The organism is Polymorphum gilvum SL003B-26A1, from assembly GCF_000192745.1.
GTDB lineage: Bacteria > Pseudomonadota > Alphaproteobacteria > Rhizobiales > Stappiaceae > Polymorphum > Polymorphum gilvum.
Window position 1 is genome coordinate 495,001 of sequence record NC_015259.1, and the last position, 13,406, is coordinate 508,406.

The following is a 13,406-nucleotide window of genomic DNA, read 5'->3' on the forward strand; positions in this document are numbered from 1 at the left end:
GGCTATGGGGACTTACCGTCTTACTGATCCTAACCAAACTCCGAATACCGAGAAGTACTATCCGGCAGACACACGGCGGGTGCTAACGTCCGTCGTGGAGAGGGCAACAACCCTGACCGCCAGTTAAGGCCCCCAAATCATGGCTAAGTGGGAAAGGATGTAGAACTCCCAAAACAACCAGGATGTTGGCTTAGAAGCAGCCATCATTTAAAGAAAGCGTAACAGCTCACTGGTCTAAACAAGGGGTTCCGCGCCGAAAATGTACCGGGGCTCAAGCCATGTGCCGAAACTGCGGGTGCACGCAAGTGCGCGGTAGCGGAGCGTTCCGTAGGCCGATGAAGGCAGACCCGCGAGGGCTGCTGGAGGTATCGGAAGTGCGAATGCTGACATGAGTAACGACAAAGCGGGTGAGAGACCCGCTCGCCGAAAGTCCAAGGGTTCCTGCTCAACGTTAATCGGAGCAGGGTTAGCCGGCCCCTAAGGCGAGGCCGAAAGGCGTAGTCGATGGGAACCACGTTAATATTCGTGGGCCTGCGGGTGGTGACGAATGCCGTGTATCGTATCCCCTTACTGGATTGGGGGTGCGGTGAAGGTGTTCCAGGAAACAGCCCCCGCGTATAGACCGTACCCGAAACCGACACAGGTGGACTGGTAGAGCATACCAAGGCGCTTGAGAGAACTGTGCTGAAGGAACTCGGCAAATTGCTCCCGTAAGTTCGCGAGAAGGGAGCCTTCTGGTTGGGCAACCAGCCAGGAGGGGCACAGACCAGGGGGTGGCGACTGTTTATCAAAAACACAGGGCTCTGCGAAGCCGCAAGGCGACGTATAGGGTCTGACGCCTGCCCGGTGCCGGAAGGTTAAGAGGAGGTGTGCAAGCTCCGAATTGAAGCCCCGGTAAACGGCGGCCGTAACTATAACGGTCCTAAGGTAGCGAAATTCCTTGTCGGGTAAGTTCCGACCTGCACGAATGGCGTAACGACTTCCCCGCTGTCTCCAGCACAGGCTCAGTGAAATTGAATTCCCCGTGAAGATGCGGGGTTCCTGCGGTCAGACGGAAAGACCCCGTGCACCTTTACTACAGCTTCACACTGGTATTCGTGTCGACATGTGTAGGATAGGTGGTAGACGTCGAAGCGAGGGCGCCAGCTCTCGTGGAGTCATCCTTGAAATACCACCCTTGTCGTCATGGATATCTAACCGCGATGTAACAGCATCCGGGACCGTGTGTGGCGGGTAGTTTGACTGGGGCGGTCGCCTCCCAAATGGTAACGGAGGCGCGCGAAGGTGGGCTCAGAGCGGTCGGAAATCGCTCGTCGAGTGCAATGGCATAAGCCTGCCTGACTGCGAGACTGACAAGTCGAGCAGAGTCGAAAGACGGCCATAGTGATCCGGTGGTCCCTCGTGGAAGGGCCATCGCTCAACGGATAAAAGGTACGCCGGGGATAACAGGCTGATGACCCCCAAGAGTCCATATCGACGGGGTTGTTTGGCACCTCGATGTCGACTCATCGCATCCTGGGGCTGGAGCAGGTCCCAAGGGTATGGCTGTTCGCCATTTAAAGCGGTACGTGAGTTGGGTTCAGAACGTCGCGAGACAGTTCGGTCCCTATCTGCCGTGGGTGTAGGAGAATTGAGAGGATCTGTCCCTAGTACGAGAGGACCGGGATGGACGAACCTCTGGTGGACCTGTTGTGGCGCCAGCCGCAGTGCAGGGTAGCTATGTTCGGAATAGATAACCGCTGAAAGCATCTAAGCGGGAAACTAACCTCAAAACGAGTTCTCCCTGAAGAGCCGTGGAAGACCACCACGTCGATAGGAGGCATGTGGAAGCGCGGCAACGCGTGAAGCTGAGCCTTACTAATAGCTCGTTCGGCTTGATCACTCTCATTAGTCAATGTCCATTCACTGAAAACGGTCTCACGGGCGTCCGCGCCAACGCGCGGCCTTGCGAACCACGCGCGGCATCAGCCGCGGCGGCCCTCGGCCTTGCGGACCTCCGGTCCGTAATCAGGCGCCGCTCACGGGCGAAGCCCTCCGCAAGGGCGGCCTAACGGCCGGCGCGCGTTGCGCTTGCGACCCTCCGGTTCGTAACGCGCCTCGCACCGCATCATTCCCAATACGGGATGTCATCGATCAGAAACAAACCTGAAAAAAAAGACCAGTTCCTCTCATCTGCGCTTCGCCGGCCTGGTGGCCCCAGCGGGGAGCCCCCACCCGATCCCATCCCGAACTCGGCCGTGAAACTCCCCAGCGCCAATGGTACTGCATCTTAAGATGTGGGAGAGTAGGTCGCTGCCAGGCCTGCAAAGCGCAGACATCCCTCAACGCAAGAACATTCAACTTTGCCTCATTCCACAACGGCGCTCCTCAAGCCCCGTAACCAAGGCAAAAAAAACCTCTCCGCGGGGTGGAGCAGCCCGGTAGCTCGTCAGGCTCATAACCTGAAGGTCGTAGGTTCAAATCCTACCCCCGCAACCAAATCCCAGCAAACCCATACCCGCTCGTCCGGCTGACGCGAAAACACCGTCTTCGCTCGGCTACAGTCGCTCCTCGTCAGTCTCATAACCTGAAGGTCGTAGGTTCAAATCCTACTCCCGCAACCAAATAAGGCACTGAAAATAATACGCTTTACAGAAAGCCCCGATCCTCACGGACGGGGCTTTTGGCGTTCTGGGGACAAAATGGGGACAGTCAGTACCAACAGAGCACTGCTCCAGGCCACGAATCTCAACATCGGCGCCTTGTGGTGCACACGCCCAGGCGCCGTTCTCTGCCCCGACCTGCTGGCATGCTCGAAACCCCGACTGCTTGCATGGCCTCGGTGACATCCAGCTCCTGCGGCACCGTAGCGGCCTATGGTTCTGGAAATCGGTGCATACGCGCCCGTGACCGCACGACCTCCGCTATCGTATCGACCAACGGGTCCTGAGCGCCGCTCGGCCCTGCACCATGACATCATCGACATGCGGCTGTTCGTTCCCGGTCTGAAAAACAGACGATGGTTACAAGAGAGACCTTCCCGGATGGTCCTCTGCTGAGTTCTCAGAGTGGCTGAATGCGAGCATGCACGCGTCCGAAAGTAGGTTTCCAGCGCGCGGGCGCGCAGCATTTCCGAATGCCCGCATGCCGACATGCTCGGCTGCCGTCCGCTTACCCTTTCGCACGTTTGAAGTCCTCCCAGACCAGACAGAAGAGCTCGCTTAATTCCAGATCCCTTGCGGCAGCATAGGTACGAAAATCGCGCCGAACCTCCGGCGAGAGCTTCAATTGCAGCGGCACCTTTCCCGCGCCCGCCGGCTTATGGAGGTTGCCGACGATTGGCCTCTCGGGCGGCAGAGGCAGGCCGCGTGGACGGGGCTTCTTCAATTTCATCTCGACCATCAAGCCACCTCCTTGTGCGAAGCAAGCTCAGTCAGCTGATCGACGATGCCCTGCGCCACCGCAACTGCCTTTGTGTTCAAGCTACGGTGGGCTGTTTCTGAGGCGGCAAACCCTGCATCCATTGCCCGTTGGTACCCAATCCTCTCAGGTAACTCAGCCGCGCTGACTCGGTACCCGGCGCGCTGGACAAATGTGCGCGCATCCTCGATCGCTGCGGAACTATCTCCGGCGCGCGTCAAGACGAACAGCAACCGGTCTGCGCTCACGCCCTTCTGGACCAACTCATGGGCAAGAAGCACACTAGGGCGTAGATCGTCGAGCGAAAGGCCAGTTGGGATGACGATCAGGTCGCTCCTGCGCGCGATCTCAAGCGTCGCCGAGGTTGCGTGGGGCGCGCCATCGACGATAATCAGGTCGAAACGGTCCGCGTCTGCCAGTGCCTGGTCCACACGACCGAAACTTTCTGCCCGAATGTAGGGCTGGATATCGTGTTGCTGCCGTATCCGGCACCACTCAACGCTCGTACCTTGCGAGACATCCAAGTCAGCGATCTTCACCGACCACCCCTCCTGAGAAAATTCACGGGCTATCAGCCGAACAATTGTGCTTTTTCCCACTCCGCCTTTCTGCGAAACAACGCCTACAATATGCGCCACTAACAATTTCCCCTGATAATACTTGAATGCCAGCATGCTGGCATGTGTAATAGTTTGATAGTGAAATACAATACTAACGATGACAATAATAATTGTGGTACTAAGAAATAATTTTGAAGAGAAATATTTTGGGAAAGGTGCCAATGACAAAACTGTCTCCTGAGAGAAAATCACTTGATGGCGTAAAAGACCCGGCGTTGAGACGGCAGCTTGAACTTCTCGAATTGACGATGCCAACGGCCCCCAAAGCTCCAAACCAGGCGCAAGACACCGCGAAACGCTCCGCGCCAGCGAACGACAATCAGCCGGATTTCTTCGTCCCAGCGGTGCAGGACGTTCCGATCAAGGACGGCCTCGACCTCATGGACATCGCCGTCTTCCGCCTTGCCAAAAGTCAAACGCGCAAGGGCGACATCATCCGCCACGAACTGCCCGGTGTCACGATCACCGTGGCAGGCGGCGCGCATGGCATGGCGACAATCATGGATTACGATGTCGTCCTGATGATGGTCAGCCATCTCGCGGAGCAGACCCGTCTCCACCGCCAAGGCCGCGCTCCAAAACCCGCCAAGTTCTTCCGTCCCAGCAGCGTTGAAATTTTCAAGTTCTGCCGGGTGAGCAAAGGCGGGGCCTCTTACGATATGCTCGCCGAGTCGCTCAGACGGCTCCAGGGAACATTCATCGAAATCGCTCACAACAACGCCGGCAAGCGCTCGCGTCGGACAGGATACTTCCCGCTTATTGCAGGGGCTGACGTGATTTCCCGAACCGACACGGGTCGTATCGGCACGGTCGAGATCATCATACCCGATTGGATGTACGACGCCGTCACCTCCCATACCAACCCCGAAGTGCTCACCCTCGATCCGGACTACTTCCTTCTCAAGAAGGGGCTGGCGCGCTTCATCTACAGGCTCGCCCGCAAGGCCGCGGGAACCAGCGAAGCGACCTACTCGTTCGAGGCAATCCACGCCAGAAGCGGCTCAACGCGCGACATCTACAACTTCACAAAAGATCTGAGGAAGCTCATTGAGCTAGAGCAGATCCTGTGATCGATGAATCAAACGTGAAGTGACGAGAGCGACCGAAGCTGATTCAACTTTTCTACGAATAGGAGGTTGATGATGGCACGAGCACTGAGCGATGATCTTCGGATCCGCGTCTTGAAGGCGTCAGCTGCCGGTATGTCTGCCCGCCAAGCTGCCAGTCGGTTCGGTGTGGGGGTTTCCACGGCGATCCGCTGGATTGCAAGAGCAGTAGAGGGCGAGCCAACACCGCGGCCGCAGGGTTGGAAACGACCTTCCCTTCTGGACGCTCACGAGGCGTTTGTTGTCGAAATGATCAACGACTGCAAGGACGTGACGCTCGATGAAATGGTCGAGCGTCTGTCGGCTGAGCGGCAGGTCAGCATCAGCCGGAGCGCGCTTGGCGCATGGCTACGTGGTCGCGGCTGGACGTTTAAAAAAAGTCCGCACACGCATTGGAGCAGGCCCGACCGGATGTCCTGAAGCGCCGACGGGCCTGGTTTGATGGGCAGCTCGATCTTGATCCGCAAAAGCTTATCTTCATAGACGAGACCGGTCTTTCAACGAAAATGGCACGGCTGCGCGGACGAGCAATTCGAGGCGAGCGCTGTCGAGCTGGCGTGCCGCATGGCCATTGGAAAACAACGACATTCACCGGCGCTCTGCGCTTGACCGGCATGACCGCGCCGTTTGTCTACGACGGAGCGATGAACGGCAACGTCTTCCTGGCCTATGTCGAGCAGGTGTTGCTACCAACCCTTCAGCCCGGGGATATTGTCATCATGGACAATCTGCCCGCACACAAAACAGCCGGTGTACGCGACGCCATCGAGCGCATGGGTGCCAAGCTCATGTTCCTGCCGCCCTATAGCCCCGACTTCAACCCCATTGAGAATGCCTTCTCAAAGTTGAAGGCCATGTTGCGGGCTCGGGCGGAACGAAAGATCGATGCTCTGTGGGACGCAGTCGGCGCATTGATGCCCCGCTTCACGCCGATAGAATGCGCGAACTACTTCAGGGCCGCTGGATATGACCCGGATTGAACAGCATCTGCTCTAAATCCGCTACCCTCTTACGATCTTTCTGAACTGAGGGGAGCAGATGGCCCGCACCTGCGAATGAGTCTACGGCCAATCGAAGTGTCATCTCGACCCTGAACATAACATCTCCGGATGCACCCTCTGCACATGATAATCTACGCAATCTCCACCCAAACGCTTTCACCCTGTGGATAACTATCCGACGAAGAGTTCAGCGCAGTGGAGATTGCGTAGAAAAAAGTGGAGATTGCGTAGATTTTGGTGGAGATTGCGTAGAAAAAAGTGGAGATTGCGTAGATTGTATACACTGAAAGCCGCGGCTAGCTTGGCTTAGAGGGCAATTACGACCCCCTAAAACTTATTAAAACTTATTAAAACTAGAAAAAACGCTTTCGCGCGGTCTTCGGGCTGTGGATAAGTTCCGTACTTTTGCCACAGACCTTAACGCAGCATCGAGAGGTCGACCGAGACCTTTTCAGCATCATCAACAAGCTCACGAATATCTTCTAAGCTGATGGTTGAAATAGGGCGGCCTAATAAGTGCTCGATCGCCTTCATTACGCCAGCTTCAACTTCCCGAAGTAAATCCTCATCTCGGTTCGCAATCCACCCAAAGACAACGAGCCAGTCCCGGTCGACAGACTGACCAGGTGTTGTCTTTCGTAAAAGAATGTCCAAACCAGGAACGCGTGTATGCGAACAAAAAATAAGGCCGTCTCGAATTTGAAGTTCTACGCGTCGCATCTGGTGTCGTCCTTTCTGAGGTGGCTCACCCGTAGTTTATCATTTTGAATACGCATCCTGCCATCCTCTGCATCAATGATACACAGTGCTTGATGTTCTGCCGCAAGGGGCTATCGAATGGGGTCAAAGCGATGGTGAGGGTGGAAACCCTCCTGAGGCCTCACAGGAGCCTCACCAGGAGGTTCTTTAGGGTCTGGAGGTGACCGAGACCAGCCAGTGGCACCGAAAAGCCGTACGTGCGTCTCAGACGCTTCCGTCTTTCTCCTGTTTCGCCCTGTCCCGCAGTTCCTGATATTGCCGAGCCTGTTCCACAATCCGGTCGGTTTCGGCCTTGCTGGCGCTTCGGCCTTCTTCAAACTGCTCGCGCCAAGTCTTCCTCTTCGGCAGCCGCGGCAAGTACCAGCGCAGGAACAGGTAGCAAAACGGCGCTGCGATCAGCGCAGCTATGATCAGACTTCCATCCATTTTTGGGACCTCGCTATTTTGGCAGCGTCGCGATAGCGGGCGCTGCATCGGTTTTAAAGGGCCGTCTGGCGCAACAGGAGCCCTTTCTGTTCATTCGTTGAAGCTTGGAGGAGTAGGTGGGCGGCGCGGCGGTTCGGATGCACCAGAAGGGCTGTCAGGCCGCTTGCCGCCACCTTCATCATCATCCTTCGTCGCTTTGGGCGGCGGCCCGCTCCTGCGGGCACGCATCCGCGCTTGCAGGGCTGCCAACTCCTCCTGGTATTCCGCGTCCTCTTTCAGGTCGGCGTCCTCTGGAGTTGACGGCTCGCTCGCGTCTGGAGGCGGCTCTCCCGCCTCCGGCTCCTGATCCGGGTCGATTACTGGAACTCGCTCCGAACGCGGCGCGCGGTGTATCTCCTCACCGAACTTGCCCTTCTGCTCGATGATCCATTCCTTCAAGTCTTCATCGGCATAGGAAGGCTTGGACATCCGGGCGCGGATTGTCAGCCCGTCCTGTATGATGACGCAGTCCTCGCGGAACTCAGGTCCCATCAACTGCTGGGGCGACGCCACCCAGTCTTCACCGCCCCACAGGTCCTTGCGCTTGCCGAGCCGGTTAGCGACATGCTCCGCCGTGCTCTGATCGTTCGGACGGAAATAGACCTGGCAGCGGCAGTTGGCGATGAGGCTTTCCCATTTCTGGTAGACCTCCTTCAGCTGCGCAATGTCCTGCGTGAAGAGCCAAAGCCGGATGCGGTAGCTGCGCGTGATCGCGACAGCGTCTTCGATGATGCGCATGTAGCCGAGCTGCGGCATCTCGTCGAAATAGAACGTCATCGGCCAGTTCGGGTAGCTCTTCGGCAGCTCCGCGTCGGTCGCGTTTTCCTCGTCAAGCATCCTGCGGACGCGGATCGCTTCGCTCAGGTGCTGGCCGAGCATCACCCGCAGCACCGTGCGCATCGAGCTCATCTTTTCGGGCGAAACGATCAGGTAGATCGAAGCCGCCCGACCGCCATGAACCTCGCCCGCCTCTTCGTCATAATACCAGCCCGGCGCGCGGCCTTCCCTGGCCGCCTGCGTGATCCAGCTGTTGTCCCTGCGGAGAATGGTCTCCACCGACCAGCCCGGCGTCGAGCTGGACGTCACCGCCGCCACGTCGTCGGAGCGCCACACCGCCAGCTGCGTGCGCAGCGTCGTCGTGATCGAGGTGCGCAACGCCTCCGACTGCGTCTCGATGATGTTGCCCAGCTCTTGGAGCCGCTCATCATCCGACCCTTGCAGGTCCTCGACCATGGCATCGAAATCGGCCTTGCTCGCCGCCAGCAGGCGGCAGACTTCGCGCATGTTGCGCCGCTCGCGCGGCCGGCGGTGCATGACATAGAAGATCAGGCCCGTCAGCAGGTCGCGCGCGGCGTCGTCCCAGAATGGTTCTTTGCTCTGCGGCACCACCAGCAATTCGGCCAAGAGCCGGGCATCGTCCCAGCCCTTCACTCGGTCGAGCGGATTATAGCAATCGGAATCGTCCTCGCCCGGCGCCCATTTGTAGACCTGGCCGTAAAGGTCCCGCCGCCATGCCGTCTCACGGTAGTTCTCGCCCTTGGGATCCAGCACCACTACCGGCCCTTCGAATTCCAGCAGCGTGCGCAGGATGAACCGCTGACCCTTGCCCGAGCCGGTCGGCGCCACCGTCAGCAGGTGGCCTTCGCCGTGAAACATGACCGGCAGCTTTACGGCCTCACCGTTCGACCGCTGCCTCGGCATGTAGCCCAGCTCCAGATAGTCCACTGGAAACGCCGTGCCCTTGGGCGAGAATATCCCCGCCCGCAGCAGATCATCGTCGCTCGCCCATGCCTGCGCTTGTCCAAGGTGCTGGATGCGATCGCGGTTCGCCTTGGTCATCATCGGGATGGCCTGACGCAGCGTCGTGCGTGCCTCCTCGATCTGCCCAAGCGTCAGGTTTCGGTAGAGGATGTCCCTGTAGACGGCGTCGAGCTGGGGATCGCTGACGACCATCTTGAACGCCTCGCGCCATGCCGGGTCGAGCGTTTCGAGCAGAAGATGCACGGGCGACTTGCCGGCGTCCGGATCGACCGGTTTGTCCTTCCTTCCACCGCCGAACAGTTTTCCCCAGACCATCGCGGCCCTCCCGCCTCTTGGCTCCCCTGAAAGATTAGCCGCTGATTCCAAGAAGGATACCACCGAAGTGCCTGAAAATCCGCCGCGAATGCTTGGTGTGCCCATCGTCTGACGCTGTTTCTACGCTGGGTGTCAGGTGTCGGTTTTAGTGGCAGGCCATAAACCATCGATGCCAACCCCTGACGGCATTCAACCAGACCGCAGCCCCGCGTACGCCAGGCGGGGCTGTTCGGTGTCCGGAGTACGTCAACACGCCTCGTGCGAGCTTCCTCTTGACCCTTGTCGCTGACCGCTGCCCACGAGCCGTCCTCAGATGTGGCTGACCTGGCAGGGACGCCGTTCGGCGCAACGGCAGTCGGTCAGTTTCTTCCCCGGCTAACGCCTTCCTCGCGAAGCAAGAAACAGCCTGCCCGCCGTCTTCCGGTTCCCTCCAGCCCGCAGCGAAGCCCGGTCAGGCCTTCGCCCAGTCCGCTCTTCTTGGGGTGCGCCGCCCGTCTTGCCCCTGCCTCTCCGGTCGCCATCGGACGGCCGCGATGGGCGCGGTCGCAAAGACAAGGAGAGGAACCATGACCGCACAACGCATCGACGTTTACACCCAGGTCACGAACAACATCATCGCCGCCATCGAGGCGGGAGCGAGCGACTGGCAGATGCCCTGGCACCGCAGCGGCGAGGGCCTGAACCGCCCCGTCAACATCGACACCGCCAAAGCCTATCGCGGGATCAACGTCGTCAGCCTGTGGGCAGCAGGACAAGCCCGCGGATTCAGCACCGGCACCTGGGGCACCTATCGCCAATGGCAGAACAAGGGCTGTCAGGTCCGCAAAGGCGAGAAGTCGAGCCTCGTGGTCTTCTACAAGGAGTTCGACGTGGAGGACCGCAACGACGACACCGGCGAGACCGAACATGGCAAACGTCTCATGGCCCGCGCGAGCTGGGTCTTCAATGCCGACCAGGTGGACGGCTACGAGGCGCCCGCGCTGCCCGAGCCCAAGGATCCCGTCACCGTCATCGCCACCGCAGACCGCTTTGTCGCGGGAACGGGCGCTACCATCCGCCACGGCGGAACCCGCGCCTTCTACCGTCCCTCCGACGACATCATCCAGATGCCCGAGCGCGAGCGTTTCCTGGGCACAGAGACCAGCACGGCGACCGAGAGCTACTACGCCACCCTCCTCCACGAGCTGGTGCATTACTCCGGCTCTCCCAACCGTTGCGACCGGCAGTTCGGCAAGCGCTTCGGCGACGAAGCCTATGCCATGGAAGAGCTGGTCGCTGAGCTGGGCGCGGCGTTCCTCTGCGCCGACCTGGGCGTGACGCTCACCCCGCGCCCCGACCACGCTGCCTACATCGACAACTGGCTGAAGGTGCTCAAGGCTGACAAGAAGGCTATCTTCACTGCCGCATCGCAGGCCGCGAAGGCAACCGACTTTCTGGCCAGCTTGCAGGCAACTGAAATCACAGAGGCCGCCGCTTAGGCGGCCTCAAGCCCTCGCTGTGCAAAGCACGTTTCATGGCTCGCTCTGCCTTGCGTAAGACGCGTTCTACCTCTTTCAGCGTCTCAATCGTAGTTTCCCGCCCCTTGCGTAATCGTTGGTAAGCTGTACGCGAGATGCAAGCCAAAGAGCACATCGTAGAACTCGCCAAACCCGTTCCTGCTCGTCTCGCCTCGATTATAAGAAAAACGGTTCGGCAGGTATCGTTTCAATTTTTCCAACAATGACCTCCTTCTTTCGATATGTAATCGATGATAGCGATTACCTGATATTCATGAGCTCGTTCAGCATCTGGTCTACCGTGGTGATCACCTTGGTTGAAGCGCTGTAGGAGCGTTGCGAGACGATCATGTTCGAGAATTCCGTCCCAATATCGACATTGGACTGCTCAATGCTGCTTGGAGCAATCGTCGCGGTTCCAGACGTTCCGGCTTCACGGAAGAACGGACGTCCAGACTGCTCCGCTTCACGCAGAAGACCGCCTGAAACCAATTCCAGACCATTGGGGTCCTGAAAAATCGCGACGGCAACTTTCCATAGTTTTCTTGTACCACCGTTCGTGTAGCTGCCGATGACGAAACCCTGCTCGTCGATCGAAAACTCCCTCAGAACACCCGGTGCCAAGCCGTCTTGCAGGATGTTGAACGTATTGTATGTGGAGGCATACTGAACAATTCCATCGGCACCGGAGCCATTCCCGGACGGCTCGACAACAGTCGCGTCGATCGTCCCGAGGAGACCAGCGGCGGGGTACGTCCACTGTGGACTGAGAGTCATCGTGACGCCGTTGCCAAACGTGATCTGTCGTATCGCCGCGTCAGCAGGAACCGTCGCAGTGAAGGTGGACCCGTCGGGTTCGGTTATTTGAAGAACATTCGCGCCCATTGCTTCGACGGTATAGCTTCCCGCAAGCACCGCTGGCGCATTGGAATGCCGATCGTTGAGCGTCAGATCTATGATGCCATCTGAAAACTCCAGATCCCCCGTTATGCTGGCAGGGTCGAAGTCAGCACCGCCCGTCGCACTCCCAAAATTTACGCTGATATCTCCGACCGGCACGCCGCCTGTCCATGCGATATCCAGGTTCGATCCAGTGTAGCTTTTGAGGCTTCCATCGTCGTTGAAGCGCAAGTCACCGCTACCAATGATCTCCGGAGATCCCGCACTCCCACCAAAAATATTGGCGCCGTTCGTCGACATCGCCCAACGCCACGAGTTGGCACCGGCCTTCATGAAGAAGACGTCGACATCTCGACGGTTACCCTGCGCATCGAACAGGCTGGTCGCCACCGAATAATCTGCGGTGTTCAGGTCTCCTGCGATTGTTTCAAGCTGGCTGAGGAGTGTGCTGCCCGTTTCAAGTGCATAAACACCTTCAACCGGCGTCAAGTTTATCCCCATTTTCAGTTCACGGGTCGCAGTCGCCTCGATGCGAGACGATTGCAGCTCGATGGATTCGACCGAAGCAGGATTGATGATCTCACCTGAGGCATCGGTCCGCCAGCCCTGGAGGTGCAAGCCTTGGGACGAGACAAGATAACCTTGCGTGTTCTCGGAGAACGAGCTTGTCCGCTGATAAAAGTATGACGTTTCAGGGCCGACGAATGGAGAGTCAGTCACTACGAAAAAGCCCTTGCCGACCAGAGCCAAGTCAGCTGGACGACTGGTGTTTATGATGGCCCCCTGTGCGGTCAAATCCCGCTGATCAAGAGAGGCCACGCTGCCACTTACCGGCGTGCCAGGACGGCCGCCACCTGTCACCATGTGCGAGAAAAGGGTCCGCGAGCCCTTGTAGCCAGGTGTGTTCAAATTAGAGATGTTGTTTGAGATTGTACTCAGGGAGGACCCTTGAGCGATGACACCGGAAACGCCGGTTGATAGTGCTCCAAACAAACTCATTAGAAAAACCTCCAATAATTTCCCACTCTTCTGCAGCTTTCATGCCAAGACTGCTGCAATGGCGGTTTTTGCTTGCTCGATGGTAATTCTAAATTTCAACTGTCTATTTGAAGGTGCCTGATCGTTCGCAATGTATTATTCTGCACTAAAGAAGTGGTATTCGTAATTGTGAGATTTGCGGGAGTAGAAAATTTTGAAGCTGAGCCACGAGGATATTTTGCTTGCACTGGTGCGCCTGGACGAAGCGGCCCTACGGGGGCATCTCACCGCCATAGGCATAAACCCACCGGAAGACCCCACCGCGTTCTGGATCGGGATCCACCGTGTACGCGCACAGATGGCTGAATTACCAAAAGCCTATCGTGTGGAAAGCCGTGAGTGGCTGCGCTCGATAAATATCGAGCTGGCGCCGAGCCAAATAATGATAGATATAAAAAAAGTTCTTGCCGATTAAGTCTGGTTCTATCAATATTGTAAATGGAGTGTTCGCATAGAGGCATTCGATGCTAACCTCTAAGGACCGTTTCACTCCTTTTCTCCATATAAGGAAACTCTCTGGCAACAGAGAGTTTCTTTTTGTAGTGC

The 13,406-nt window shown here is 57.8% G+C and carries 10 protein-coding genes, 1 tRNA gene and 2 rRNA genes (1 of these 13 running past the window's edge); 7 read left to right on the forward strand and 6 right to left on the reverse strand.

The features are described 5' to 3' along the window. From SL003B_RS02420 to SL003B_RS02430, 3 genes are all read left to right on the forward strand, one after another. Positions 1 to 1,882, forward strand: a 23S ribosomal RNA gene (locus SL003B_RS02420) (it extends 838 nt beyond the left edge of the window). 304 nt (positions 1,883 to 2,186) lie between these two features. Further along, positions 2,187 to 2,301 (forward strand): 5S ribosomal RNA (rrf, locus tag SL003B_RS02425). A gap of 100 nt (positions 2,302 to 2,401) precedes the next feature. Then, positions 2,402 to 2,478 (forward strand) — tRNA-Met (locus SL003B_RS02430). A 672-nt stretch (positions 2,479 to 3,150) separates the two neighbouring features. Here the strand turns inward: SL003B_RS02430 and SL003B_RS02435 are convergent. Both SL003B_RS02435 and SL003B_RS02440 read right to left on the reverse strand, forming a co-directional pair. Then, positions 3,151 to 3,381 carry a hypothetical protein gene (locus SL003B_RS02435; protein ID WP_013651241.1) on the reverse strand — a complete coding sequence of 77 codons (231 nt, stop codon included), beginning with the start codon at positions 3,379 to 3,381 and terminating at the stop codon, positions 3,151 to 3,153. Beyond that, positions 3,381 to 4,181 (reverse strand): ParA family protein, encoded by an 801-nt coding sequence (locus tag SL003B_RS02440; RefSeq protein WP_148259230.1) that lies wholly within the window; start codon positions 4,179 to 4,181, stop codon positions 3,381 to 3,383. The genes SL003B_RS02435 and SL003B_RS02440 overlap by 1 nt, the downstream gene beginning before the upstream one ends. Between SL003B_RS02440 and SL003B_RS02445 the strand changes: the two genes are divergently transcribed. Together SL003B_RS02445 and SL003B_RS22580 are read left to right on the forward strand one after the other, a co-directional pair. Beyond that, on the forward strand, positions 4,181 to 5,089 hold the full coding sequence (locus SL003B_RS02445) for a replication initiator protein A (protein ID WP_049792540.1): 909 nt from the start codon (positions 4,181 to 4,183) through the stop codon (positions 5,087 to 5,089). The genes SL003B_RS02440 and SL003B_RS02445 overlap by 1 nt on opposite strands. A gap of 72 nt (positions 5,090 to 5,161) precedes the next feature. Beyond that, a protein-coding gene (locus SL003B_RS22580; RefSeq protein WP_193371730.1) for an IS630 family transposase occupies positions 5,162 to 6,105 on the forward strand; the annotation gives its coding sequence in 2 pieces (ribosomal slippage) (positions 5,162 to 5,498 and positions 5,498 to 6,105; 945 coding nt in all). Between the two features lie 438 nt (positions 6,106 to 6,543). Here the strand turns inward: SL003B_RS22580 and SL003B_RS23175 are convergent. From SL003B_RS23175 to SL003B_RS02460, 3 genes are all read right to left on the reverse strand, one after another. Then, entirely contained in the window at positions 6,544 to 6,846 is a 303-nt protein-coding gene (locus SL003B_RS23175) for a hypothetical protein (protein WP_148259231.1), read from the reverse strand. Between the two features lie 243 nt (positions 6,847 to 7,089). Next, the gene (locus SL003B_RS02455) at positions 7,090 to 7,311 is read right to left on the reverse strand and encodes a hypothetical protein (RefSeq protein ID WP_013651245.1); all 222 of its coding nucleotides are present in this window, start codon (positions 7,309 to 7,311) and stop codon (positions 7,090 to 7,092) included. Between the two features lie 90 nt (positions 7,312 to 7,401). Further along, positions 7,402 to 9,426: a type IV secretory system conjugative DNA transfer family protein gene (locus SL003B_RS02460; RefSeq protein ID WP_013651246.1), complete on the reverse strand. Its 2,025-nt coding sequence runs from the start codon at positions 9,424 to 9,426 to the stop codon at positions 7,402 to 7,404. A gap of 566 nt (positions 9,427 to 9,992) precedes the next feature. Between SL003B_RS02460 and SL003B_RS02465 the strand changes: the two genes are divergently transcribed. Continuing rightward, positions 9,993 to 10,904 carry an ArdC family protein gene (locus SL003B_RS02465; RefSeq protein ID WP_041375324.1) on the forward strand — a complete coding sequence of 304 codons (912 nt, stop codon included), beginning with the start codon at positions 9,993 to 9,995 and terminating at the stop codon, positions 10,902 to 10,904. Between the two features lie 279 nt (positions 10,905 to 11,183). Here SL003B_RS02465 and SL003B_RS22200 read toward each other — a convergent pair whose 3' ends face one another. Next, positions 11,184 to 12,821 carry a flagellar hook protein FlgE gene (locus SL003B_RS22200; protein ID WP_013651248.1) on the reverse strand — a complete coding sequence of 546 codons (1,638 nt, stop codon included), beginning with the start codon at positions 12,819 to 12,821 and terminating at the stop codon, positions 11,184 to 11,186. 193 nt (positions 12,822 to 13,014) lie between these two features. Here SL003B_RS22200 and SL003B_RS23180 point away from each other — a divergent pair, with 193 nt between their 5' ends. Next, on the forward strand, positions 13,015 to 13,275 hold the full coding sequence (locus SL003B_RS23180) for a hypothetical protein (protein WP_148259232.1): 261 nt from the start codon (positions 13,015 to 13,017) through the stop codon (positions 13,273 to 13,275). Positions 13,276 to 13,406 lie beyond the last annotated feature (131 nt).

Coding starts and splice junctions, on each gene's coding strand:
- SL003B_RS02435 (WP_013651241.1), bottom strand. CDS start 3,381: ATGGTCGAGATGAAATTGAAGAAGCCCCGTCCACGCGGCCTGCCTCTG.
- SL003B_RS02465 (WP_041375324.1), top strand. CDS start 9,993: ATGACCGCACAACGCATCGACGTTTACACCCAGGTCACGAACAACATC.
- SL003B_RS22200 (WP_013651248.1), bottom strand. CDS start 12,821: ATGAGTTTGTTTGGAGCACTATCAACCGGCGTTTCCGGTGTCATCGCT.
- SL003B_RS02460 (WP_013651246.1), bottom strand. CDS start 9,426: ATGGTCTGGGGAAAACTGTTCGGCGGTGGAAGGAAGGACAAACCGGTC.
- SL003B_RS23175 (WP_148259231.1), bottom strand. CDS start 6,846: ATGCGACGCGTAGAACTTCAAATTCGAGACGGCCTTATTTTTTGTTCG.
- SL003B_RS02445 (WP_049792540.1), top strand. CDS start 4,181: ATGACAAAACTGTCTCCTGAGAGAAAATCACTTGATGGCGTAAAAGAC.
- SL003B_RS02455 (WP_013651245.1), bottom strand. CDS start 7,311: ATGGATGGAAGTCTGATCATAGCTGCGCTGATCGCAGCGCCGTTTTGC.